Origin of the sequence: Nocardia sp. XZ_19_385, assembly GCF_015355755.1 — a bacterium.
Taxonomy (GTDB): Bacteria; Actinomycetota; Actinomycetes; order Mycobacteriales; family Mycobacteriaceae; genus Nocardia.
Window position 1 is genome coordinate 744,240 of sequence record NZ_JACVEE010000002.1, and the last position, 22,527, is coordinate 766,766.

Here is a 22,527-nt window from a genome sequence, read left to right on the forward strand (position 1 = left end):
CGCCAGGAGTTTTAGGGCAGGCGGAGTTCATCGTGGCCGCCATGGTTCCAGCACTATGGCGGCCGATCCAGCTACGGACGAGTGAGGGCCGCGTAGCGGGCCAAATGGGTGTCGCTGGTGCCGAATTCGGATTCGATGGCGGTGAGGCGTTTGAAGTAGTGGCCGATGGCCAGTTCTTCGGTCATGCCCATGGCGCCGTGTAGTTGGACGGCGTTCTGGCCGATGAAGCGGGCGGCGCGGGCGATGGTGACCTTGGCTGCCGAGACGGACCGGGCGCGGGATGGGGCGCTGCCGTCGAGGGAGTAGACCGCCAGGTAGGTGGCGGCGATGGCTTGTTCGAGTTCCATGTACATGTCGACCATGCGGTGCTGCAGGGCCTGAAAGGTGCTGATGGTGACGCCGAACTGCTGGCGTTGCTTGGTGTACTCGACGGTGTCGGTGAGGACTTTGCTCATGCAGCCGACCGCTTCGGCGCAGATCGCCGCGATCGCCTCGTCCATCGTGGGTTCGATGACTTCCCAGGCCGCGCCCTCGGCGCCGAGCAGCGCGTCGGCCGGGAGCCGGAACTCGGTGAACGTGAGGTCGGCGGCGAGGCGGTCGTCGATGGTGCGGTAGGTATGCACCTCGACGCCCGCAGGTGGATTGACCGCGTCGAACTCAGTGTGGAACAGCGAGATTCCGGCCTGGTCGCGGCGGGCGCCGGAGGTGCGGGCCGCGATGATCAGGTGCGTCGACAACGGCGCGCTGGTCACGACGATCTTGCTGCCGTCGACAATCCAGTCGTCGCCCTCGCGGCGGGCCGTGGCCGAGACGTCGTGCAGGGTCTGGCCCGAGGTCGGCTCCAGGGCCGCGAAGGCGATGCGCGCCGCACCCGAAACTATCTGGCGCAGTATGGAATCAGCCTGCTTGCCGCCGGAGCGGCGGAGCAGTCCCGCCCCGATGACCACGGTGTCGACGAACGGTTCGACGACCAGCGCGCGACCGAGTTCCTCGGCGATGACCATCAATTCGACCGGGCCGCCGCCCATGCCGTCCACGTCCTCGGGCAGGGTCGCGCCGAGAATGCCGAGCTCATCGGCGAATCCGCGCCACACGGCCGGTTGCCAGCCCGCACCGGTCTTCACGGCGCTGCGGCTGCGTTCCAAGTCGTAACGGGCGCTGAGGAATCCGGCGAGCGCGTCGCGCAGAAGTTCCTGCTCCTTGGTGAGTGAGAAGTCCATCAGAGCCCCAATGCTGCTTTGGCGAGGATGTTTCGCTGAATTTCGTTGCTGCCCGCGTAGATCGAGCCCGCGCGGTCGTTGAAGTAGTGCAGCGGCGCGACCGCCTGCCACTCCGCGCCGCTGACGTAACCGTCTGCGGGCGCGGCGTATTCGGTGACCGGGCCGCCGGGCATGGTGGCGTGCGGCTGGTAGACCCGGCCGCGCGGTCCCGCCGCCTCCAGCTTCAGCTCGGTCAGCTGCTGGCTCAGTTCGGTGCCGAGCACCTTGAGCATCGAGGACGCCGGACCGGGATTCTTGCCCTGCGCCATCGCCGAAAGCGTGCGGTACTCCAGGATTTCGAGCACCTCGGTGCGAATCCTGGCCTCGGCCAGCTTCCGCGCGAACGCCGGATCGTCGATCAGCGGATTGCCGTCGGGCCCGGTCTGTTCCGCGGCCGCGGCGGCGACATCCTCGGCCATGACCTGCAGGAACGGCGAGAGGGCCCCGCCTCGCTCGTGGATGAGCAGGTACTTCGCGACCGTCCAGCCCTCGTCGATCCGCCCCAGCACATTGGCTTTCGGCACCCGCACGTTGTCGAAGAAGACCTGGTTCTGCACTTCCTCGCCGGAAGTCATCACCAGCGGCCGGATTTCGATTCCCGGCGTGGTCATATCGATGAGCAGGAAGGTGATGCCCTGCTGCTTCTTACCTCCGCGGGAAGTGCGGACCAGGCAAAAGATCCAGTTCGCCTCGGTCGCGTGCGTCGTCCAGATCTTGCTGCCGGTGCAGATCAGGTCGTCGCCGTCTTCGACGGCCGCCATGCTCAGCGACGCGAGATCCGATCCCGACTCCGGCTCGGAATACCCCTGGCAGAAGAACACTTCCCCGGTGAGGATGCGCGGCAGGAAGTACGCCTTCTGCTCCGCCGTGCCGAACGCGATGATCGCGTGCGCCACCATCCGGATGCCCATCGGCGACAACAGCGGCGCCCCGGCCAGCGTCAGCTCGCGCCCGAAAATGTAGTGCTGCGTCAAGCTCCACGGCTGCCCACCGAACTCGACCGGCCACGCCGGCGCCGCCCACCCTTTCGCGTGCAGGATGTGCTGCCACTCCATGCTCGCTTCATGGTCCGGGTACACACTCGTCGCCAGCCGCCCGGCCCGCCGCAACTCCGGCGTCAGCTTCGCCTCGAGGAAGCTGCGAACCTCATCCCGGAAGGCCAGATCTTCAGCTGACCAGTCGTATTCCATCTGCCCTCCCAGAGGGTTTGCCACACTGCATCATCGCAGGCCAGTACCGGCCCACCAGCCGCCAATGTAAGCCCGCTCACCTCGGAAATCAAACTGATGCCACCCGCCCGCAGTTGACCAGGCGTTCTGCGCGCGCACGGTCAGCAGTCCTCGAAGTAGGCTTTGAGGTAGCCCGCGGATTGGTAGACGTAGTCGTAGGCCCAGCGGGCTACGGACAGGTCGGGTTGCGGGTCCGCGAACAGGAGCTCACCAGGCCAGCATTTCTCCAGGATGTAGCGGGCGCGGGAGATGTGCGGGGTGAAGGTGACGACGATGACGCGGTGCCAATTGTGGGCGCGGGCCAGGCGGGCGAGTTCGCGGCCCTCGCCGCGGGTGGTGCGCGGTTCGGGATCGAAGCAGGTGACGCGGAAGCTGTAGCCGCCGTGGCAGATTCGGTTGATCATGGGGCTGTTGGTGTAGGGATCGGAGAAGACGACCCAGGGGGCGTAGCCGTCGCGGGCCAGGCGCAGGCCCAGTTGTTCGCGGCCGTCGTGCGCGCCGCCGAGGACGAGGATGGCGTCGGCGCGGTCGGGCGGGCCGGTGCGGGGGCTGACGTAGACCGGCCAGAGCGCGGTGACCGCGGTCGCGAGGGTCACGACGAGGCCGAGCAAGAGCAAGGTCGTTCGTTTCCGGCGCACCCCCTCGATGCTAGATCGACGACATAAGCGCAGGTCATAACACCACGCACCACCTGTACACCTGATGTTGCCGCGAGCCTTGCTTCGAGGTCGGGGCGTGGCCATCGTGGGGGATTACCAATCGATCATGCGTTGCACAGTCTTCGGAACCGGGTACCTCGGGGCTACGCACGCGGCGTGCATGGCCGAACTCGGGCATGACGTGATCGGGGTGGATGTCGACCCGGGCAAGGTGGCGAAGCTGTCCGACGGGGTGGTGCCGTTCTACGAGCCCGGACTAGAGGATGTGTTGCGGCGCAACCTCGATGCGGGGCGGCTGCGGTTCACCACCTCCTATGAGGAGGCGGCCGAGCACGCGGCGGTGCATTTCCTCGGCGTCGGTACGCCACAGAAGAAGGGCGAGTACGCCGCGGACCTGAAATACGTGCACGCCGTGGTGGATACGCTCGCTCCGCTGCTGGAGCGCCCCTCGGTGATCGTCGGAAAATCGACAGTGCCGGTGGGAACCGCTGCCGCACTGGGCAATCGGGCGCGTGCGCTGACCTCCACCGCGGTCGAGGTGGCGTGGAACCCGGAGTTCCTGCGGGAGGGATTCGCGGTCCAGGACACGCTGCGCCCGGATCGACTGGTGCTCGGGGTAGATCGGGACCGCGAAAACGCGGCCTGGGTCGAAGAACTCGTGCGCGAGGCCTACGCGGAGCTGATCGAGAACGAGGTCCCGTTCCTGCTGACCGACCTGGCCACCGCCGAATTGGTCAAAGCCTCCGCCAATGCCTTTCTGGCGACCAAGATCTCGTTCATCAACGCGGTCTCGGAGGTCTGCGAGGCCACCGGCGCCGACGTCACCATGCTGGCCGACGCGCTGGGCTACGACGCCCGCATCGGCCGCCGATTCCTCAACGCGGGCCTGGGTTTCGGCGGCGGCTGCCTGCCCAAGGACATCCGCGCGTTCATGGCCCGCTCCGGCGAACTCGGCGCCGACCACGCGGTGGCCTTCCTGCGCGAGGTCGACAATATCAATATGCGCCGCCGCACCAAGGTGGTCGACATGGCCGCCCGCGCCTGCGGCGGTTCGCTGCTCGGCGCGAACGTGGCGGTGCTCGGCGCAGCCTTCAAACCCGAATCCGATGACGTGCGCGACTCCCCCGCCCTGAACGTGGCCGGCATGATCCAGCTGCACGGCGCGGTTGTCACGGTGTACGACCCGAAGGCCGTGGAGAATTCGCGCCGCATCTTCCCCACCCTGAATTACGCCACCTCGGTAGCCGAGGCCTGCGATCGCGCCGATGTGGTTCTGGTGCTTACCGAGTGGGACGAATTCACCGCGCTGCGCCCCGCGGAACTGGACCGGGTGGTGCGGGCGCGGTCCATCATCGACGGCCGGAACTGTCTCAATCGTGCCACTTGGAGAGCGGCCGGATGGGTGTACGCGGGTCTCGGCACACCGTAGAGTTGCACCGACCCCACGCCGCGAGCTCAGCGCCCGGAGGAGGTAGCGCAGCGTAGCGCGGGCACGGGGCGCTTGAGCGGGATCGATCATCGCCGGTAAGGTCCCGTGCAGTCTCCGTCGTCGGCGGCGCGGGCTCGCAGGTCGGGAAGCGTGAAACAAGATGGGCAGCTGATGAGTTCGGTACTGGGAGTTTCGGTGGGGGCCGGCGCAGTTCGTCTGGCGCGCCCGCACGCCGTGAACCCCCATTCGCCCGTCCAGCCCCAGGGCTTCGACCTGCACATGATTCCGGTGCGCGATCAGCACGGGGAAGAACTGGCCGCCGAGGCGGTCGGCGTCACCTTGGAAACCGCGCCCGATATCCGCGCCACCGCCATCGCCTATCGCGGTGAGCAGCAAGCCCGGTCGGTCCGCGCGGCCATGGCGCGCCAGCAGCTCACCGACTACGAGTTGGTCCCCGAGATCTTCGCCACCCTCGAATACGCCATGGCGGCAGGCGAAATCCGCGGCATCAACTCTCTCGTGGTCTACGACCTCGGCAGTTCCGGCCTGACGGTCAGCGTCGTCGACACCCACACCCGCGAGGTCCGCTACACCGAGCGCACCAGCGAAATCAGCGGCGACTACTTGGATTCGCTGATCCGCGAACAGCAGATCGCTTCCGGCCGCATCGCGCATCCGCAGAACCCGGCCGGCTTGGCGGCGCTGGACGCGCTGTGCCGCGAAGCCAAGGAACAGCTTTCGTCCAACACCGCGGTCGCGTTGCCCAGCGAACAGGGCCTGGTCCTGCTCGCCCAGGAGAACTTCGAAGCGCTGATCGTGACGGCCGTGGAGTCGTCGGCCAGGATGGCGCGCGATGTGATCGCCCGCGCCGAGCGCCCGGTGCACGGGGTCCTCGCCATCGGCGGCTGCGCCCGGATCCCGTTGATCGCCAAGGTGCTCGAGCATTGGATCGGCGTGCCGGTCGTCGTCCCGGAGAACCCCGAGACGGTCACCGCCCGCGGCGCCGCCCTGCTGGCCCGTCCGGCCGCCCGTCCCGCCGTCGCGCCCGCGCCGGCGCCCGCCGCGGCGCCGTTCGACGACGACGAGCTGTCGCCCGCCTGGCTCTCGGCCCAGCCGAAGAAGGGCAGGCGCAAGCGCAAGAACGATCTCGCGGACGACGACTGGCTGGGCAGCGACGATCAGGGCCAGGACTGGGGCGCGGCCCCAACGCCCAAGGCCCGCAAGCAGAATTACGACGACCTGCCCGACGCGCTGGCGAGCCGTCCGCGCCGTAAACGCGAGCTCAACGGCGCCGTGCTGACGGTCAGCGCGCTGGTGGTGGTCGCCGCGATCGGCATCGGCCTCGGCTACGGCCAGCAGGTGCTGACCCGGGATTCGAACAGCAGCGAGGGCTCGACTCCGTCGTCCACCTCCAGTGTGCCGCGCACCACGACACTGGAGCCGCAGATCGCGGTGGCCCCCGCGACCACCACCACCGAAACCGAGTCGAAGGTCGCGCCGCCGCAACGCCGCACCACCACCACGCCGCCGCCGCCGACGCCGGGCCCGAATACCTTTACGGTGCCGTTCCTGCCGCCGATCGTGGTGCCGACCATCCCGCCGGAACTCTTCCCGGCCCCGCCGCCGCAGGGATAGCAAAAGCGCCCCTCCTGTCAGCCGACAGCAGGGGCGCTTTCGTAGCGGCTCAGGTCCGGGCGTGCCGCGCGCGGCGTGGAGCGACCGGCGCCTGCGGCCGCTTGTGCCCGAACGGCCGGGCCAGCATCACCGCGATACCCGTGGTCAGGGGCACCGAAAGCGCAAGGGCGATACCGCCGACCGACGACCGCGCGATCTCGATGGCGACCGCGTCGCCGGTGAGCACGTCCCGGATCGACCGCCCCGCCACACTGAACAGCAGCAGCAGCGGCAACGCCCCACCGGCGTAGGCGAGCACCAGGGTGTAGACGGTACTGGCGATGTGATCCCGCCCGACCCGCATCGCGGCGGCGAAAACCTCACGGCGCGACGCTCCTTCATCCAGCGATGCCAGCTCGAACGCCGCCGAGGCCTGGGTGATGGTGACGTCGTTGAGCACACCGAGCGAGCCGATGATGAACCCGGCCAGCAGCAGTCCGGTAATGCTGACGTGCCCGATGTATGTCGCCACGTTGGTGTTCTGCTCTTCGGATAGACCCGTCAGATGTGTGATCTCGATCGCCACCCAGGACAGCACCGCCGCGAGCAGCATCGAGGCCAACGTCCCGAGCAGCGCCGAACTGGTCCGCAACGAAATCCCGTGCGCCAGATAGAGCACCGCGTACAGGATCGCCGCTCCCGCGACCAGCGCGACCGGAATCGCGGGCTTCCCATCGAGAATCGCCGGCAGCATGAACCCCACCAGTACCGCGAACGCGATCACCAGCCCGAGCAGCGCCCGGAACCCGCGCCACCGCGCCACTACGACGATCACCACCACGAATACCAGGAAGATCAGCAGCAGCGGCAGCCCGCGGGAGTAGTCCTCGAACGAGTACAGCGGCGTCCCGTTCGGGTCGGCCTGCCGCACCAGCCGGATCTCGTCTCCGGCCTTCAGTTCGGGTTGTCCTGGCCCGGGCGCGATTTCGAGCAGCGTCTTGCTGCCCTTGTGCGGCCCGGATTCGATGGTGATGAGGCTGCGGTCGCATTGGTAGCTGGTGTTGCGGGGCGCCTCGGGCTTGTCGGCGAACACCTTGCCGATCGACGTGCTGCCGCAGGCGCCTTTGTCCTGGGCCACCACGGTGCCCGCTTCGGTCTGCACCGCGCCGCCGCCCGCGTTCTGCATGGGCAGCGGAATTTCGATGTGCTGCTTGCTCGGCCAGAGGAAGAAGGCGCCGACGACGACAGCGATGCCGATGACGGTGAGTAATCCGATGACCACCCGCGCCGCGGTGGCGCCGATCGCGATCGGCTCGGAATGGTCATGGTGGTGATGATGGTGCTCCGTCACCAGGCGAGCTTAAAGGATTTGATTTTCAAACTCGCGATGGACGCCGCGGCGAAGGTGCGCTGAACTGCGCGAAAGGCTTTCGGGAGGGGGCGGCGGAGAGCAGGGGGATGTCTCCGCCGCCCGCAGGCCGGCGCCCAGGGGGGTAGGCGGCCGAACCCGAGGGCCAGGTTGTCCAGGGGGGGTAGACAACCCGACCAGGCACTTGAAGTGCCGAGAGCCACTGTACACAAAACTGCGAGTTTTACGCTAGTGAGTATTTAAAAGTGGCGTTTATCCAGACGGGTGGTCTGTTTCACCCCCGAGAACAGGGGCTACTGCCGGTAGCTGGCGAGGAAGTTGCCGAACCGCTCGATGGCCACCGCGAGGTCCCGCGCCCACGGCAACGTGACGATCCGCAGATGGTCGTGCTCAGGCCAGTTGAAGCCCGTGCCCTGCACCATCAGGATCTTCTCCTGCAGCAGCAGATCCAGGATCAGCTTCGAATCATCGCGGATCTCATGCACATTCGGATCCAGCCGGGGGAAGGCGTAGAGCGCGCCCTTCGGCTTCACACACGAGACACCGGGGATCATGTTGAGCTTCTCCCAGGCCACATCGCGCTGTTCCAATAGTCGCCCGCCGGGCAGGATCAGATCCTCGATGCTCTGATGCCCGCCGAGCGCCACCTGAATGGCGTGCTGCGCGGGCACATTCGGGCACAGGCGGGTCGAGGCGAGCAGCGAGAGGCCCTCCAGGAAACCGGCGGCGTGATCCTTGGGACCGGTGATGACGACCCAGCCGGACCGGTAGCCCGCCACCCGGTACGCCTTGGACAGACCATTGAAGGTCAGGCACAGCAGATCGGGCGCCAGCGTGGCGAGCGAGATGTGCTTGGCGTCGTCGTAGAGGATCTTGTCGTAGATCTCGTCGGCCAGCAGCAACAGCTGATGCTTGCGCGCGATATCGACCAGCTGCTGCAGCACCTCCGTGGAGTACACCGCGCCGGTCGGGTTGTTCGGGTTGATCACCAGCAGCGCTTTGGTCTTGTCGGTGATCTTCGATTCGATATCGGCGATATCGGGCTGCCAGCCGTTGGACTCGTCACACCGGTAGTGCACCGGGGTGCCGCCGGCCAGGCTGGTCATGGCTGTCCACAGCGGATAGTCGGGCGCCGGGATCAGCACCTCGTCCCCATTGTTCAGCAGCGCCTGCATGGTCATGGTGATCAGCTCGGAGACGCCGTTGCCCAGGAAGACATCGTCGACGTCGAATTCCGGGAACCCCGGGACCAGCTCGTAGCGGGTCACGATGGCGCGGCGGGCGGACAGGATGCCCTTGGACTCCGAGTAGCCCTGCGCGTAGGGCAGCGCGGCGATGATGTCGCGCATGATCACATCGGGCGCCTCGAAACCGAACGGCGCCGGGTTACCGATATTGAGCTTGAGGATGCGGTGCCCCTCGGCCTCCAGCCGTGCCGCATGCGCGTGTACCGGCCCACGAATCTCGTAGAGGACGTTCTGCAGCTTCGTGGACTGCTCCAAAGCACGCGGCGGCTGATGCGGTAGATGACTGGGGCTCACCCGATCAATGGTGCCATCCCCGGCAAGGGATTAATCGTTGGGCCATACGGCTAGTTACCTGGCGGTATGCCCTTCGCCGCCGTCGCGCCGCAGAATTCCTCGATTCGTTCGTCCAGGAAACGCGCCTCCGTCGCGTTGCGGAAGCTGGGTGCGGCCATCCGGCGGCGGACACCCGTGAGCCGGGCCTCCAGCTGCACGATGCGTCTGTCCTCCGATAGCCCGAGCACCGGATGCAGCGCTTCGGCGGCGCCGTCCAGGCTGCCGTTGATCAGGTGTGCTGCCGCGTTGTCCACCCGGGCCAGCGATTCGGCGCCGTAGGAGCGCTTCTCCGAGGGTCCGTTGGCGTAGATCTCGATCGCGCGCCGGGTGGCGGCCAGCGCGGGTTCGGCCTCGCCGAGGTGGATGTAGGTGGCGCCCGCGTAATACTGCGATTTCGCGTCCGGGAAGCCGAAGACGCCGCCGACCTCGTCGTGCAGGTCGTCGGTGGCGGCCATCTCGCGCGCGTCGTCGGCGGCCCGGATACAGCGGTCGGTGTCGGTGGGGCTGCCGATCTTCGACCAGATCCTGGCCTCGATATTGAGCAACCGCACCTTCGCCGTCGCCGACTCCGCGTACTCGTGCCCGCTCTGCGCGAGCAGCACACCGCGGCGCGGACGCTCCGACCAGTATTCGATGAGCGCGTGCATACCGCGAGTCCAGGCCCGTAAACCGTTGTGCCCGCACAGCTCCGCGTACGCCCAGGACGCCCGGATCTGCTCGCCCGCGGCGTCGTAGTAACCCAAATCCGTACTGGCATTGGCGAGCAACCCCGACAGGGTCCCCGCCAGCAGATACAGATGCGACGTGTCGGCGGGGCGCTGATGCCCCTCCAGCAACCGGTACACCCGGCGCCGCACCCGCAACATCTCGACCATCATCGGCACCGGTGGAATGTGCACATAATCGTTCGCGATGCGCGTGACGTCGGCGTCGAGCTGTTCCAAGGTGGTCGCACCCACATTGGTGCTCTCGGCCTGGCCGGCGTGCTCGCTGGCCTCGTGGGCAGCCGCCATGATCAGATCCCTCTCCGAAATCGCTGCTAACGCATCACCTCTCATCGCACCAGCATCTATGAGAGCCAAAAGGTCCGCGTCGCTCGAATAAGTCGCACCGGCCGCGGCGGCCGACGCCTCCACACCAGGCTCACCAGCCCGAGCGGACCTGGGGCCGGGAGTACCCAGGTGCTCGAGCAAATCTGTGAACCGGGCCCGCACCACATCGTCGGACCTCGCCAGGGATGTATCGAGTGCGGCTTGATTGATAGGACGTGGGTGTACCCGGGCGCCGCCCGCCTCCCACTTCGACACCAGACGTTCGTGCACACCGAGATGCGCCGCGAACTCCCGGATACTCATCCGCTTGGCATCGCGAAGGGCACGGGTCTCTCTTCCTGACCACTGCCTGACCACGATGTCATCCCTTCGAACGAACTCTTCCCCAGGGTACGAGGGCTTTGTGTCTACGGCCACAAACAATTCGGTGTCGCTATGACCAGTTTGCGGCCTGCCGGCGAGCAGGGGCAGTGGAAGGGCAGCGGAATGCGGGCGGGAGGGCGTTACGGCATCCGCGTTCCTCAGGCGACCCTTGATGCAGGAGGCAAGGAGTTGGCCGTGAATGTGGACAAACTCAGGACAGTCGACGATTGGGTGGCCTTCTACCGGCACGAGTACGACCTACCGGTGATCGAGCGTGGCGGATTCGCGATGCTGCCCATCAGTAACCGTGTCTGCGTCGTGCACTTGCCCACGGCCCGCGCCGAAAAGGTAAGGGCGGCACTGGAACAGCAAGGGACGAGGGGTCCGATGCTGGCCCGGCAGATCCGTTGGAGTTTCCTGGCCGCGCTCGACAGTCGGCCGGGGGCACAGGTATTGGAGGTACTGAACCGGCTCGATATCGGAATACCCGCGATCGGCAGTGCCGTGATGTTGCCGACCGGTCTCGGCCGCTGGACCCGGGAAGGGTGCTTCTGGGTCAGCCCACCGAGACGCGGCGACACGCTCCCCCCGTTATCCGTCGTCATCACGACGGCGCTGGCGGTGGGAGCGGGTGGCGGGGACTGAAAATTGCGTCGTCGGTCCCCGCCGCCGCCCCGGGTTACCCGCTTGCACCCGGGGCGTTGCTACACCGGCCGGGTCCGCCTCATTCTCCACAGTCGACGAGGCGGACTCGGCCGCACCGGGCGAACTCTCAGGTCGATCGGCATTCGAAATGACCTACTGCACAACCACTTTCAGCGGGCCTCGACCTTGTTGACCACGTCCGCGGACAGCGGGAAATTGAGATAGGACTTCGACGGCGTCGGACCGCGCTGGCCCTGATACTTGGACCCGACCGACGCGCTGCCGTACGGATGCTCGGCCGGGCTGCTCAACCGGATCAGGCACAGCTGCCCGATTTTCATCCCCGGCCACAGCGTGATCGGCAGGTTCGCCACGTTCGACAGTTCCAGCGTGATGTGGCCGCTGAAGCCCGGATCGATGAATCCCGCAGTCGAATGCGTCAGCAGACCGAGCCGCCCCAGACTCGACTTGCCCTCCAGCCGCCCGGCCAAATCATCGGGCAGCGTGCATATCTCGAGGGTGGACCCGAGCACGAACTCACCCGGGTGCAGCACGAACGGCTCCCCCTCGGCGGGCTCCACCAGGCTGGTCAACTCGTCCTGGCGCTGCGCCGGATCGATGTGGGTGTAGCGGGAGTTGTCGAAGACCCGGAACAGCCTGTCCAGCCGCACGTCGATACTCGACGGCTGGATCAGGTTCGCCAGCAACGGTTCGATCCCGAGACGCCCAGCGGCGATCTCCGCACGGATGTCACGATCGGAAAGCAGCACGCCCAGCAGCGTAGTGGTCTTCCGCTGTGCCGTGCCGCGCGGCCGGTGCTCTGCCCGATTTGCCGCGATCCCCCGCCCCCGTGTGTGCGCTAGTCGTTGTTTCTGGCCGCCGGGTCCTTGGCCGCGGCCGACTCGTCGGCGCTGAACACCGGACGATGGTGGGGGCCGCTGTCGTCGCCCGCGGGGAACGCGGTCAGCGGCGCGATTTCATGGCTGAATAGCCCGGGCACATGCCCGTCTTCCGTACTCATCCGTCGAGCCTCCTCCGATAGTGATCGAATAGCCAATCGACGGGCCCAACCGATCCAAACGAACGGGTTAATGGACTTGCCTCCCGCAGCGACCCGTCTGCTAAGCTCACGGACGCACACAGGCACTGCCGATGTAGTTCAATGGTAGAACTTCTGCTTCCCAAGCAGATGGCGCGGGTTCGATTCCCGTCATCGGCTCCACCCGAAAGCCGCTGCCCAGCAGCGGCTTTTGTGCTTTCCTATTCGCTCTGCGCCCAAGCGGCGACGGGCATGCTGAGGTAGATGCCGAAGTTCTCCAGTCCGGTGGCCGACTCCAGGGCCTCGTGCAGATCGTCGACTCGGTCTTGCCGGTTCGCTGCCCGGCTCTCGAACCATTTGGAGCGGATCTCGATTACGGCGTCGAGCCCGCTGCGATCGAACGGGCCGAGCGGGCGGAAACGGATCTCCACGTCACCGGGCTGGAGGTTGCCGTCGTAGGGCTCCTCCGGGCATTCGACGGCGAGCGAGACCAGGTGTGGCAGCTGGTCCGCGAGCTCGAGGAGGGTGGATTCGGGGACGTGGGGCGCGTAGGTCACCTCGACTAGGGGCACCCGTCCAGCCTATCGATGCCAATTTTGTGTCGGTGCCCCTGGTTACAGTCCGGGGGTGGCATCGGAGTATTCGTTTACGGCGGAGTTGTGGGAGCACGACGGGATGGCGTCCTGGCATTTCGTGTCGTTGCCCGAGGAGGTCTCCGATGAGATCGAGGAGTTGTATGCGCACCGGGCCAACGGTTTCGGTGCGGTGAAGGTGAATGTGACCATCGGAGCGAGCCGGTGGACGACGTCCGTCTTTCCGGACAAAGCGCGGCGGACGTATGTGCTGCCGGTGAAGAAGCCGGTCCGGGTCGCCGAGGGGTTGGAGGCCGGGGTTCAGGCGCGGGTCGACATCGTGGTCGCGGCCTAGCGGTTCACAGATCCATGGCCGCGCGCAGTGCGGTGTCGAGGCGTTCGATGTCCTCGGCGGACATCTCGTCGACGCGCTCGGCCAGCCAGTCGCGGTAGATGCGGCCGATATTGCCGGCGTGTACCCAACCGTGGCCGGGGACGGTGACAGCGAGGATGTCCTTCGGGTCCGCGTCGAGGACTTCCGCGGCGATCAGCCAGCGCCTGGTGGATTCGTGGATGCCGTCGCTGCTGATCAGGACGATGGTGCGGCGGCGGGTGGAGCCGTGCGGGTGGTAGGTCCAGAGTTCACCCCTGCGCACGCATCTCCCTCTCGGCGGCAGCCAGTTCCGCCTCGTCGGCCGCGGCTTCGGCGCTCATGTCCATGGCCGGGCCGACGCCGGTGCGCACCGCTTCGCGGCGGGCCGCCTTCGATATCCAGGCCGACGGTGACATTCCGGCGCGGGCCGCCGCCTGTTCGGCGAAGGACCAGGCAGCCTCGTCCAGCGACAGCGTGACCTTACGTGTTGCCATACCATTTATCGTACCGATGAACGGGCATACTGCCAGCGCTTTCCCGGTTGCGACCGGCCCGTTACAGTACTATTGGCCTATTGCCAGTAACAGGATCAGAGGGTCGCGCGCATGACGTTGAATCACCATCGGGCCGGCAAGGGAGAACCGCTGGTTCTGGTGCACGGGGTCGGCAGTCGCTGGCAGGTGTGGGAGCCGATCATCGCCACGCTCGCCGAATCGTTCGAGGTGATCGCGGTGGACCTGCCCGGCTTCGGCGAATCCGCGCCGCTGCCGCGCACGACGGTCGACACGCTCACCGACGCACTCGCGGAGTTCCTGGCCGCCCAGGGGATCGAGCGGCCGCACCTGGCAGGCAACTCGATGGGCGGCCTGATCACCCTGAACCTCGCCGCGCGCGGGCTGGCCCGTTCGGTCACCGCCTACTCCCCGATCGGGTTCTGGGACAAGGCCGGTCGCATCTGGTGCCAGCAGTCGCTGGGCCGGTCGCGCGGGCTACTCGGCCCGCTGGGACCGGTCATACCCAAGATTCTCGGCACCGCCGCGGGCCGGACCGTATTCCTCACCCTGGTCTTCGGCAAGGCCTGGGCGGTGGACGCGCAGACCGCCATCGACACCGCCAACGGCGCGAATGTACTGGGCTTCCAGCCCGCCCTCGACTCGTTCGCCGACGCGCGCCTGCCCGACCTCGCCGCGCTCGCGGAACTACCGGTCACCATCGCGTGGGGCAACCGGGACATCCTGCTCACCTACGCCACGCAGAGCCGGCGCGCTAAAGCCTTGCTGCCCAGCGCGACTCACGTCACCCTGCGCGGCAGCGGGCACACCCCGTTCTACGACGACCCCGCCGCCTGCGCGCGGGTCCTGCTCGACACCGCCACCTAGTCGAAGTTGTCCACAGGTATCCCCACGTCACGGGAGGCCGTGAGGGTTTCCGGCGCCGCGGTCCCGAGCAGGATCCGCACCGCGTTCCGCCAGCGCCACTGCAGGATTCGATTGCGATCCACATCGCCGGTGAGCAGGGCGCGCATCGCGAGACCGGTCATGATCTCGATGGTGAACTCGGTGATCGTCGGAACCCTGGGATCGTCGGGGAATTCGGCACGGAAGACGTCCCGGATGCTGGTGTGCATCAGATCGAACAGCCGGTGCTCCAGCGGCAGGAACGCCGCCAGCAGCTCCGGGTCGGTCCGCGCGCCCACCCAGATCTCCAGTGCGGCAAGGAAAGACGGGCCGCTCAGCATGCGCATGGTCAGTTCGACAGCGATCTCCAGCCGATCGGCGCCCGGTGGGATTGCTTCGAATTCCCTTGTCAGCTGGTCCCATCGACGCGCCGCCAGATGCTCAACGGCGCCCGCGAGCAGGTCGGCCTTGGTCGGGAAGTGATGTTGCAGGGTGCCCCGGGGCACACCGGCCAGCTTCTGTACCGCCAAAGTGGTTGTGCCCGAGTACCCGTCGTCGACGAGGCTCTGCACGGCCGCGTCCAGGAGCCGGGCGCGCATGCGCGCGGTGCGCTGCGCCTGCGTCTCCCGGACGCGCTCGGCCATCGGGGTCAGCGCCCCTGCCACTGCGGTTCGCGCTTCTGCGCGAACGCCAGCGCACCTTCGGCGGCATCCTTGGAAAACAGTGCGGGCAGTGCGATTTCGCCCTGTTTGGCGAACGCCTCATCGGTCTTCCAGTCCGGCGACTCGTCGATGATCCGCTTGCTCGCGGCGACGGCCAGCGGTGCGGCGGCGGCGATCTCGGCGGCCAGGGCCAGCGCACCCGCGAGCGCACCGCCGGGTTCGGTGAGCCGGTTGACCAGACCCAGCTGATACAGCCGCTCGGCGCCGACCCGTCCACCGGTCAGGGCCAGTTCGGCCGCCATGCTGCGCGGCAGCCGCTGGGTCAGGCGCAGCACGCCACCGCCGGCCGCGACCAGCCCACGCTTCACCTCGGGAATACCGAACTGCGCGTTGTCGGCCGCGACGATCAGGTCACCGGACAGGGCGAGCTCGAATCCGCCCGCCAGCGCGAAGCCTTCCACAGCCGAAATCATCGGCTTGACAGGTGGTTTCGCGGCGATTCCGAGCGGCCCGCGCCGCTGCGTCATCGGCATCTCGCCCTTGGACGCCGCAACGAGATCCATTCCGGCACTGAAGGTTCCGCCCGCACCGGTGAGCACCAGCACACGCGCGGAGTCATCGGCTTCGAACTCGTCGATCGCCGTTTCGATGGCCTGGGCAGCGGCCAGATTGATGGAGTTGCGGACCTCGGGGCGGTTGACGGTCAGCACGGTGATCGCGTCGCGCCGTTCGACCAATACCAAGTCGGACATGGGTTTTCCTCTCAGAGCAGGGTGAGCTTGTCGGCGGCGGTGATCTCGGCGGGCGCCCCGATCGGATCGCCGTCGGTGCACGCCGCGACGGTGCCGGCATCCGAGGCCCGCACCAGTATGCGTGCGCCCGCGGGGTTCAGGGCGCTGATCACGACGGCCTCCGGTTCATCGCCGCCGTCGCGACTCTTGCGGTAGGCGACGGTGTAGGTCTCGACGGTCGCGGGCCCGGTGTAACCGGGTGCGACTTCGCGGCGGGCGGCGGGCACCTCGGCCTCGATCGAACGGAACAGTCGCGCAGGCGGTTTCGCGGAGTACACGCCCACGCCATGCTTGGTGATGTACCAGCCGAGTGCGGTGGCGAGCCCGTAGTCGTCCGGGCGCTCGCGCAGCCGTCCGACCATGGTCGCGAGGGAGTGCGTCGTGTAGTTGTTGCCCGCGCCGCCCGCGAAGGTGAGTCCGCCGGTGACCGACAGCGGCCGCGCCGGATCGTCGATCGGCAGACCCAGGGCCTCGGCCGCGACCTGCACCGCGACCGGGAAGCAGGAGTACAGGTCGATCTGCGACACGTCGTCGATGCCGATGCCCGCGTGCCCGAGTGCGGCCTGTCCGGCCGCGGCGATGGCGGGCGAAACGCTCATGTCCGCACGCTCGGTGACGAACCATTCGTCGGTCGCGGTGGCGCCGCCGTGCGGGAAGACCCAGCGGTCCCGCGGCACGCCGGCCGCATCGGCGGCGGCCGCGCTGCAAACGACAAGTCCCGCACCGAGATCCACCGTCAGGTTCGCGATGAGCAACTTCGGGTACGGCGTCGACACCATCCGATTCGCCGCCGACGGGGTCGTCAGTTCCGCCGCGGACTGCGCGGTGGGCATCCACGCGTACGGATTGCGCGCGGCCACCTCGGACAGCCGTGACCACAGCCCGCCGATGCGCGCCCGATGCTCGGCTTCGCTGAGCCCGAGCCGAGCCCGCAGCGCGGTCTCCATCAACGCGTAGAAGTACACCGGCCCCCACAACCCGGCAGCCGTCTCCATATCCGAATTGGGTCCGCGCTCGGATCCGATGATCTCGCCGGTTGTTTCGGCTTGCTCGGGCCAATCCAGCTGCGCGCCAGCCCGTTTAGCGGCATTCCACGAGGAGACCGCCTCCGCTCCGGTGATCAGCGCGACCTCGGACTGCCCGTCGGCGATGGCCTGGGCGACGGTGTTGAGCAGCCGTTGCGGCGCGTCCCCGCCGAAGCGCGCGGATTGCACGGTCCGCTTCGGTGTCGCCCCGAGTTCCGCGGCGACCAGCGCGCCCAAGTCGGCGTAAGGCTTGCTCACCGGAGCGACCGCGGCGATCAGGTCGGCGGACCGCAGCAGGCGATCACCGCTTCCGCTGTCGGCCCCCGCCCGGCGCAAGGATTCGGCGGCGAGCTCGACGGGCCCCGGGAGACCCGGTTCGCCGGCCCGGTGCACGACCTGTCCGGCGCCGACGAGCACCGGTGTCCGCGGGTCCATTCCGGCTGGCAGCATTGTTCCTCCACTCCACTTCCCGTCAGCACTGACGGGAACTGAACTCGATTAGAACAGAGCCGCTCCCGGCCTGGCAATGGTTCCGCCCGAAGAACTGACTGCTGGGTAAGATCCGGGAATGAGCTCCAACGTCACGCTGAGATTCGAAGGCGATCGCGCCTATGTCGCCCTCGATCGACCGGATAAGCACAACGGACTGACCCTCGAGATGCTCGGCGGATTGATCGACGCCGCACATGACATCGCCGCCCGCAAGGGCGTGCGCGCTGTCATCCTGACCGGAAATGGGCCCAGTTTCAGCAGCGGCCTGGACGTCGCGAAGGCCACCAGCGATCCGCTGGCGATCGTGCGCGCCTTCGTCCCGCTTCCGTGGCGCGGCACCAATACTTTTCAGGAGGCCTGCTGGGCCTGGCGCCGCCTGCCGGTGCCGGTGATCGCGGCCGTGCACGGCCGCTGCTTCGGCGGCGGGCTGCAGATCGCACTGGCCGCCGACGTCCGCTTCGCCACCCCGGACGCGGAATTCTCGGTCATGGAGGCCAAGCACGGCCTGGTGCCCGACATGACCGGTGCGGCCTCGCTGTCCCAGCTCATCGGCATCGACAAGGCGCTGATGCTGACGATGACCGCCGATGTCGTGGACGCCGCGTACGCCGAACGCATCGGCCTTATCACCGAGGTCACCGCCGACCCCATGGCGGCCGCCGAGCATCTCGCCGACCGGATCGCGACCCGATCCCCGCACGCGGTGGCCGGCGCCAAGCGCATGTTCGATCGCTCTTGGCAGGCTTCGGCGCGCCGGACCTTCGCCCTGGAACGTGCCACCCAACTTCCGCTCATCCTGCGCCTGGCCCGCGGCGGAGGCAAACAATAAGCGAACAGAGTGATATCAATTTCGCATGACGGTGACGCCCGCCACAATCCGATCCAGCCCGGCTGTTAGCCTTTCGGTCGATCTGCCAGCCAGTCGAGATGTGGCGCGAGACACATAACGAGGTCTGTGTCGGTGCCCGCTTCGGCGTTATCCGGAGGGCTTCACCGACTTGCACAAGACCGCTTCCATCCTGCTGTCCACAGTCGCGGGTGCCACGGCCTTCGTCCTGACAGTCACATCCCCAGCCGCGGCGAACCCGAACGCCATCAACCCGATTCCGGTGCTGAACGGCACCCATGGCCTGCCGCAGCTGCCGGGGCGCAGCAAGGCGGTGTTCCAGGTGACGGGCATGGCCAGCCCCAACAGCACCCACACCTACAACGTGCTGGGCACCGACCTGGGCATCATGTGGGATAACGGCCACGGCGAAATGCTGACCGCCTTCGGCGACACCGCGGGCATCGGTTTCCCGAATCTGCTGTCCGGCAGCACCTGGGCTTGGCGCAGCAATATTCTGGTGCGCAGCCACACCCAGAACCCGGCCAACGGGATCTACTTCGACAGCGTGGTGCGCGATGTCTTCGGGCAGGCGCGTGACCTGATCGCCAGCCCGAAGATCCCGCTGCTGGAGATCAGCCGCATCCCCACCGCGGGCATCGCGGCCCACGGCGCCCAATATATGAGCCTGATGTCGGTGGCGAGCTGGGACGACGTCGGCCAGTGGACCACCAACTTCTCCGGCCTCGCGGTCTCCGGGGACAACGGGGAAACCTGGCTCGAGCTGCCCGGAACCCGGCGGCCGAACGCGGGCGGCCACGCCAACTTCCAGATGAACGCCTTCCTGAAGAACGGCGGCTTCATCTACGAATACGGCACCCCGGACGGGCGCAACAACCCCGCCTTCGTCGCCCGGGTCCCCGAGGAGGCGATGGGCGACCTCGGCGCCCGCGAATACTGGGACGGCGAACAGTGGAAGCGCGGCGACGTGAACGCGGCCGCCCCGATCATGGGCGGCGTCGGCGAACTGTCGGTGATGTGGAACGACTATCTTGGACAGTTCATTTCGCTGACCACCGACCCGTTCAACTCGGTGGTCATGCGCCGCTCGCCGAGCCCGGAGGGCCCGTGGAGCCCGCCGGAGGTGCTCATCGACACCCGTGAACTGCCCACCGCCTACGCGCCGTCGATCTTCCCGTATCAGACCGGGCGCGACCTGTATTACATGACGACGGTGCACAGCCAGTACAACGTCTTGCTGATGCGCACCACGCTCTGAACCAGCGGCACTCGAACCGGCGGTCGTCCCTGGGACGGCCGCCGGTTCCGCGTCAATAGACTCGCACCCATGGAAGCGGCCGATTGGGACGCGCGATACGCGCAGAGTGAGCTGGTCTGGGGTGCGCCGCCGAACAGCACCGTCGTCGAGCACGTGTACGGGCTGGAACGCAGCATCACCCTGCGGCCCGATACCCCGGACGGCGAGGTGCCCGAGCATCCGCGCGCACTGGACCTGGCCTGCGGCGAGGGCCGCAACACCTTGTGGCTGGCGACCCACGGCTGGCAGGTGGACGCGGTCGACTACTCGCAGGTGGGGATCGACAAGGGCCGCACGGTCGCGACCCGGCTGTCGCGGTCGGTGCGTAGCCGGATCAGCTGGCATTGCGCCGACGTCACCGACCTGGCGGGCGCCGGGATCGCCGGGCCCTACGAACTGGTGCTGATGGTCTTCCTGCACCTGCCCGCCGAGCAGCGCCGCGCGGTGGTGCGTGAAGCCGCGAATCTGCTTGCGCCCGAGGGAACTCTGCTCGTGCTGGGTCACGACAGCTTGAATCTCACCGAGGGTTACGGCGGGCCGCAGGACCCGTCGATCCTCTTCACCCCGGACGACATCGCCGCCGACCTCGGGCCCGAAGCGAGCCGAATCCGGGTCCGCCTCGCCGACCGCGTCATGCGCCCCACCGAGGGCCGTGATGCCATCGACGCCCTGGTCGTCGCCACCCGGCCGGTTCCGGAATCCGGCGACGAACAGGGGTAATCAGGCCGAGCAGTTGTCGGTCTCCGGGAGCCGGAGATCTATGAGGTAGCGATCGGCGGCCGTGGTGACGCAGGCGGTGCGGTCGTAGATGCCGTGACCCCAGCCGTCGTAGGTGAGCAGCGTGGCGCGCGGCGTCTGGATCGCGACCTGAGTCGCCCACTCATGCGGTGTGGCCGGGTCGTGCCGGGAGTTGATGATCAGGATCGGCGGGCCGTCCTGGATCTGCGGACGGTGCGGCGGATTCTTCGGGGCCACCGGCCAGCCGGAGCAGATACTGCCTGCGCCCCAGGCGAAATGGGCCCGCAGGGTGGGTGCGTTGTCCTGCTGTGCGCGCCACAGCCGCTGCCACTGCTCCTGGTCGGCGATGTCGAACTGCCAGTCGGAGCAGAAGATGATCTGCGGCATGGGCGCGATCTCCCCGGTGCGCCGCGGCGCGGCCGGAAGTTCCGCGACGCCGCGCGGCTGGGCGGCCAGCGCCTGCAGATCCTTCGCCAGTTCGGGCCACTCGGGACGGTAAAGCCGTTGCGTCACTTTGGTACTCAGATCGAGCGGCGTCAGCGGTTTGCCCGCGCTATCACGCAACTCGCCCCGGGTGGCAGCGGCGAACAGCTCGCCGTACAACCCCGGCACATCCTTTCCATGCAGGCTGCACTGCGTTTCGCGGACACACCACGCCACGAATTCGGTGAGAGTGCCCTGGCCCGCGCGGGCCTGGGTCGCCAGGAACTCCGCGCCGCCGAGGCTGTGGTCGTCGACGCTGTCGAGCAACGACGCGCGCAGTTGGCCTGGGAAGAGTTCGGCGTACCGCTGGGCCGGCATAGTGCCGTAGGACCGGCTGTAGAGACTGATCTGCTTCTCCCCCAGCGCTTTCCGCAGTGCCTCGACATCACGTGCGACACTCTCGGCGTCCAGGTGATCCATCAGCGGACCGGTGTGCTCGCGGCAGCTGGCTTCGAGACCCTTTGCGTAGGAACGGGATTCCTCGAGGCGACCGCCACCATCCGGAACCAGATTCGGCCGCCCGGCCACCAAGCCCGCGTCGCAGCGCACCGGATGGCTGCGCTTCACCCCGCGTGGATCGATGCTGACGATGTCGAACCGTGCCCGCAGCTCGGCGGAAAACGTTGTACCGCTGAGGATTTGGTCGACTCCGGAGCTACCGGGCCCGCCGGGCAGGGAAATGAGCGTCCCGACCTTGTCCGCTCCGTCCGCCTTGTCCCGCACCACCGCGACATCGATGGTGTCGCCGCCCTGGTCCGCCCAGTCGATCGGAACCGCCAGCGAGGCACACTCATAGGCGCCGTTCTCCGCACAGGGCAGCCAGGTCAGTGCGGGTTTCGGTGCTGAGTCGGCCGTGCAGGCGGCGAGCGCGGCGGACCCCACCGCTGCCGCCAGCAGCACACCGACGATGTTGCGAGATAACCTCATGCACCGATCTTCGAGCTACCGGCTGACGCGCCACATCACGCCGGCGAGGGAGAGCGGGTCACCCCTCGGTACTACGTCGACCAGCGGCGCAACCACGGCTCGACGGTGGCCTGGATGACATCGAACCCGGTGCGGAACGAGTGCGGCTGACCGGCGATGACCCGCACCTCGGCGGCGTCGGCCGGGTCCGGGATCCCGAACGGGTCGCTACCGCCGTTGATCACCACCACCGGGATGTCCCCGGCCGCCAGCAGCTCCTCGCGCCGGGACTTCTCCGGCTTACCGGGCGGATGCAGGGGAAACGAGAGCGCGATCACCCCGTGCGCCCCGAGCTCGACCGCCGTCCGGCACGCCACCCGGGCCCCATTACTGCGTCCACCCTGGATCAGCGGCACGTTCTTCACCTTCTTGCGCAATGCCGCGACGATCTCCAGCCAGGCCTCGTCCTGCTTGACCGCCGACCCGGGGGCGCGCCGCCCGGCCACGCGGTACGGCTGCGTTACCAGTGCGACGGCCCCACCCAGCGCCAGCGCCGTATCACGCACTGCCAGAATGTCTTTCGCATCGACCCCGCCCCCGGAGCCGTGAGTCAGCAGCAACAGGAAGGCCGGGGAACGCGGCTTGTCGAGCTCGATCTCGGCCGGTCCGGCGCTCGTCTCGATATGCACACCTCACCGTAACCGGT

24 protein-coding genes and 1 tRNA gene are annotated in these 22,527 nt (G+C 67.6%); 9 read left to right on the plus strand and 16 right to left on the minus strand.

The genetic code is table 11. The features are described from left to right. Positions 1–71: 71 nt before the first annotated feature. The 3 genes from IBX22_RS16120 to IBX22_RS16130 form a co-directional block, all read right to left on the minus strand. The gene (locus tag IBX22_RS16120) at positions 72–1,220 is read right to left on the minus strand and encodes an acyl-CoA dehydrogenase family protein (protein WP_194816383.1); all 1,149 of its coding nucleotides are present in this window, start codon (positions 1,218–1,220) and stop codon (positions 72–74) included. Beyond that, complete coding sequence (locus IBX22_RS16125) at positions 1,220–2,449, minus strand: acyl-CoA dehydrogenase family protein (protein WP_194816384.1); 1,230 nt, start codon at positions 2,447–2,449, stop codon at positions 1,220–1,222. Before IBX22_RS16125 ends, IBX22_RS16120 begins: the two co-directional genes overlap by 1 nt. Positions 2,450–2,589: 140 nt before the next feature. After that, positions 2,590–3,126, minus strand: a complete 537-nt coding sequence (locus tag IBX22_RS16130; protein ID WP_309234637.1) for a YdcF family protein — start codon at positions 3,124–3,126, stop codon at positions 2,590–2,592. A 127-nt stretch (positions 3,127–3,253) separates the two neighbouring features. Here IBX22_RS16130 and IBX22_RS16135 point away from each other — a divergent pair, with 127 nt between their 5' ends. Both IBX22_RS16135 and IBX22_RS16140 read left to right on the plus strand, forming a co-directional pair. Continuing rightward, positions 3,254–4,576, plus strand: a complete 1,323-nt coding sequence (locus IBX22_RS16135) for a UDP-glucose/GDP-mannose dehydrogenase family protein (RefSeq protein WP_194816386.1) — start codon at positions 3,254–3,256, stop codon at positions 4,574–4,576. 171 nt (positions 4,577–4,747) lie between these two features. Beyond that, a complete protein-coding gene (locus tag IBX22_RS16140; RefSeq protein ID WP_194816387.1) occupies positions 4,748–6,211 on the plus strand; it encodes an Hsp70 family protein in 1,464 nt (487 codons plus the stop codon). Between the two features lie 49 nt (positions 6,212–6,260). On the opposite strand, the gene IBX22_RS16145 is transcribed toward IBX22_RS16140, so the two are convergent. The 3 genes from IBX22_RS16145 to IBX22_RS16155 all read right to left on the minus strand — a co-directional run bounded on the left by IBX22_RS16145 (position 6,261) and on the right by IBX22_RS16155 (position 10,494). Continuing rightward, complete coding sequence (locus tag IBX22_RS16145) at positions 6,261–7,544, minus strand: YibE/F family protein (RefSeq protein WP_194817724.1); 1,284 nt, start codon at positions 7,542–7,544, stop codon at positions 6,261–6,263. A 308-nt stretch (positions 7,545–7,852) separates the two neighbouring features. Continuing rightward, positions 7,853–9,109, minus strand: coding sequence for a pyridoxal phosphate-dependent aminotransferase (locus IBX22_RS16150; RefSeq protein ID WP_194817725.1), 1,257 nt, complete (start codon positions 9,107–9,109; stop codon positions 7,853–7,855). Between the two features lie 41 nt (positions 9,110–9,150). Further along, entirely contained in the window at positions 9,151–10,494 is a 1,344-nt protein-coding gene (locus IBX22_RS16155; protein WP_194816388.1) for an XRE family transcriptional regulator, read from the minus strand. A 255-nt stretch (positions 10,495–10,749) separates the two neighbouring features. Here IBX22_RS16155 and IBX22_RS16160 point away from each other — a divergent pair, with 255 nt between their 5' ends. Beyond that, positions 10,750–11,199 (plus strand): hypothetical protein, encoded by a 450-nt coding sequence (locus IBX22_RS16160; protein ID WP_194816389.1) that lies wholly within the window; start codon positions 10,750–10,752, stop codon positions 11,197–11,199. A gap of 170 nt (positions 11,200–11,369) precedes the next feature. Here the strand turns inward: IBX22_RS16160 and dcd are convergent, their stop codons facing one another. Then, the gene (gene dcd / locus IBX22_RS16165; protein WP_194816390.1) at positions 11,370–11,969 is read right to left on the minus strand and encodes a dCTP deaminase; all 600 of its coding nucleotides are present in this window, start codon (positions 11,967–11,969) and stop codon (positions 11,370–11,372) included. A gap of 89 nt (positions 11,970–12,058) precedes the next feature. Continuing rightward, positions 12,059–12,220, minus strand: a complete 162-nt coding sequence (locus IBX22_RS16170; RefSeq protein WP_194816391.1) for a hypothetical protein — start codon at positions 12,218–12,220, stop codon at positions 12,059–12,061. Positions 12,221–12,347: 127 nt separating this feature from the next. Here IBX22_RS16170 and IBX22_RS16175 point away from each other — a divergent pair. Beyond that, positions 12,348–12,421, plus strand: a tRNA-Gly gene (locus tag IBX22_RS16175). A gap of 38 nt (positions 12,422–12,459) precedes the next feature. On the opposite strand, the gene IBX22_RS16180 is transcribed toward IBX22_RS16175, so the two are convergent. Then, entirely contained in the window at positions 12,460–12,810 is a 351-nt protein-coding gene (locus tag IBX22_RS16180) for a hypothetical protein (RefSeq protein ID WP_194816392.1), read from the minus strand. Between the two features lie 55 nt (positions 12,811–12,865). Between IBX22_RS16180 and IBX22_RS16185 the strand changes: the two genes are divergently transcribed. Continuing rightward, the gene (locus IBX22_RS16185) at positions 12,866–13,165 is read left to right on the plus strand and encodes a DUF1905 domain-containing protein (RefSeq protein ID WP_194816393.1); all 300 of its coding nucleotides are present in this window, start codon (positions 12,866–12,868) and stop codon (positions 13,163–13,165) included. A 4-nt stretch (positions 13,166–13,169) separates the two neighbouring features. On the opposite strand, the gene IBX22_RS16190 is transcribed toward IBX22_RS16185, so the two are convergent. Then, entirely contained in the window at positions 13,170–13,466 is a 297-nt protein-coding gene (locus IBX22_RS16190) for a hypothetical protein (RefSeq protein ID WP_194816394.1), read from the minus strand. Beyond that, positions 13,453–13,677, minus strand: coding sequence for a hypothetical protein (locus IBX22_RS16195; RefSeq protein WP_194816395.1), 225 nt, complete (start codon positions 13,675–13,677; stop codon positions 13,453–13,455). The genes IBX22_RS16190 and IBX22_RS16195 overlap by 14 nt, the downstream gene beginning before the upstream one ends. A gap of 111 nt (positions 13,678–13,788) precedes the next feature. On the opposite strand from IBX22_RS16195, the gene IBX22_RS16200 reads away from it, so the two are divergent. Then, on the plus strand, positions 13,789–14,562 hold the full coding sequence (locus IBX22_RS16200) for an alpha/beta fold hydrolase (protein ID WP_194816396.1): 774 nt from the start codon (positions 13,789–13,791) through the stop codon (positions 14,560–14,562). On the opposite strand, the gene IBX22_RS16205 is transcribed toward IBX22_RS16200, so the two are convergent. From IBX22_RS16205 to IBX22_RS16215, 3 genes are read right to left on the minus strand one after another with little or no spacing between them, the layout of a single operon-like run. Continuing rightward, complete coding sequence (locus tag IBX22_RS16205; RefSeq protein WP_228538835.1) at positions 14,559–15,224, minus strand: TetR/AcrR family transcriptional regulator; 666 nt, start codon at positions 15,222–15,224, stop codon at positions 14,559–14,561. The genes IBX22_RS16200 and IBX22_RS16205 overlap by 4 nt on opposite strands. Before the next feature lie 5 nt (positions 15,225–15,229). Next, the gene (locus IBX22_RS16210) at positions 15,230–15,994 is read right to left on the minus strand and encodes a crotonase/enoyl-CoA hydratase family protein (protein WP_194816398.1); all 765 of its coding nucleotides are present in this window, start codon (positions 15,992–15,994) and stop codon (positions 15,230–15,232) included. A gap of 11 nt (positions 15,995–16,005) precedes the next feature. Continuing rightward, entirely contained in the window at positions 16,006–17,508 is a 1,503-nt protein-coding gene (locus tag IBX22_RS16215; RefSeq protein ID WP_194816399.1) for an acetyl-CoA acetyltransferase, read from the minus strand. A 118-nt stretch (positions 17,509–17,626) separates the two neighbouring features. On the opposite strand from IBX22_RS16215, the gene IBX22_RS16220 reads away from it, so the two are divergent. The 3 genes from IBX22_RS16220 (at position 17,627) to IBX22_RS16230 (ending at position 20,414) form a co-directional block, all read left to right on the plus strand. Further along, on the plus strand, positions 17,627–18,379 hold the full coding sequence (locus tag IBX22_RS16220) for a crotonase/enoyl-CoA hydratase family protein (RefSeq protein WP_194816400.1): 753 nt from the start codon (positions 17,627–17,629) through the stop codon (positions 18,377–18,379). A gap of 169 nt (positions 18,380–18,548) precedes the next feature. Further along, a complete protein-coding gene (locus IBX22_RS16225; RefSeq protein ID WP_194816401.1) occupies positions 18,549–19,655 on the plus strand; it encodes a DUF4185 domain-containing protein in 1,107 nt (368 codons plus the stop codon). A 69-nt stretch (positions 19,656–19,724) separates the two neighbouring features. Beyond that, entirely contained in the window at positions 19,725–20,414 is a 690-nt protein-coding gene (locus tag IBX22_RS16230; RefSeq protein ID WP_194816402.1) for a bifunctional 2-polyprenyl-6-hydroxyphenol methylase/3-demethylubiquinol 3-O-methyltransferase UbiG, read from the plus strand. On the opposite strand, the gene IBX22_RS16235 is transcribed toward IBX22_RS16230, so the two are convergent. Then, positions 20,415–21,842 carry an alpha/beta hydrolase gene (locus IBX22_RS16235; protein WP_194816403.1) on the minus strand — a complete coding sequence of 476 codons (1,428 nt, stop codon included), beginning with the start codon at positions 21,840–21,842 and terminating at the stop codon, positions 20,415–20,417. 71 nt (positions 21,843–21,913) lie between these two features. Next, positions 21,914–22,510 carry an alpha/beta family hydrolase gene (locus IBX22_RS16240; RefSeq protein WP_194816404.1) on the minus strand — a complete coding sequence of 199 codons (597 nt, stop codon included), beginning with the start codon at positions 22,508–22,510 and terminating at the stop codon, positions 21,914–21,916. Between the last annotated feature and the right edge of the window lie 17 nt (positions 22,511–22,527).

Coding starts and splice junctions, on each gene's coding strand:
- IBX22_RS16120 (WP_194816383.1), bottom strand. CDS start 1,220: ATGGACTTCTCACTCACCAAGGAGCAGGAACTTCTGCGCGACGCGCTC.
- IBX22_RS16125 (WP_194816384.1), bottom strand. CDS start 2,449: ATGGAATACGACTGGTCAGCTGAAGATCTGGCCTTCCGGGATGAGGTT.
- IBX22_RS16135 (WP_194816386.1), top strand. CDS start 3,254: ATGCGTTGCACAGTCTTCGGAACCGGGTACCTCGGGGCTACGCACGCG.
- IBX22_RS16140 (WP_194816387.1), top strand. CDS start 4,748: ATGAGTTCGGTACTGGGAGTTTCGGTGGGGGCCGGCGCAGTTCGTCTG.
- IBX22_RS16155 (WP_194816388.1), bottom strand. CDS start 10,494: ATGAGTATCCGGGAGTTCGCGGCGCATCTCGGTGTGCACGAACGTCTG.
- IBX22_RS16170 (WP_194816391.1), bottom strand. CDS start 12,220: ATGAGTACGGAAGACGGGCATGTGCCCGGGCTATTCAGCCATGAAATC.
- IBX22_RS16195 (WP_194816395.1), bottom strand. CDS start 13,677: ATGGCAACACGTAAGGTCACGCTGTCGCTGGACGAGGCTGCCTGGTCC.
- IBX22_RS16200 (WP_194816396.1), top strand. CDS start 13,789: ATGACGTTGAATCACCATCGGGCCGGCAAGGGAGAACCGCTGGTTCTG.
- IBX22_RS16205 (WP_228538835.1), bottom strand. CDS start 15,224: ATGGCCGAGCGCGTCCGGGAGACGCAGGCGCAGCGCACCGCGCGCATG.
- IBX22_RS16210 (WP_194816398.1), bottom strand. CDS start 15,994: ATGTCCGACTTGGTATTGGTCGAACGGCGCGACGCGATCACCGTGCTG.
- IBX22_RS16215 (WP_194816399.1), bottom strand. CDS start 17,508: ATGCTGCCAGCCGGAATGGACCCGCGGACACCGGTGCTCGTCGGCGCC.
- IBX22_RS16220 (WP_194816400.1), top strand. CDS start 17,627: ATGAGCTCCAACGTCACGCTGAGATTCGAAGGCGATCGCGCCTATGTC.
- IBX22_RS16230 (WP_194816402.1), top strand. CDS start 19,725: ATGGAAGCGGCCGATTGGGACGCGCGATACGCGCAGAGTGAGCTGGTC.
- IBX22_RS16235 (WP_194816403.1), bottom strand. CDS start 21,842: ATGAGGTTATCTCGCAACATCGTCGGTGTGCTGCTGGCGGCAGCGGTG.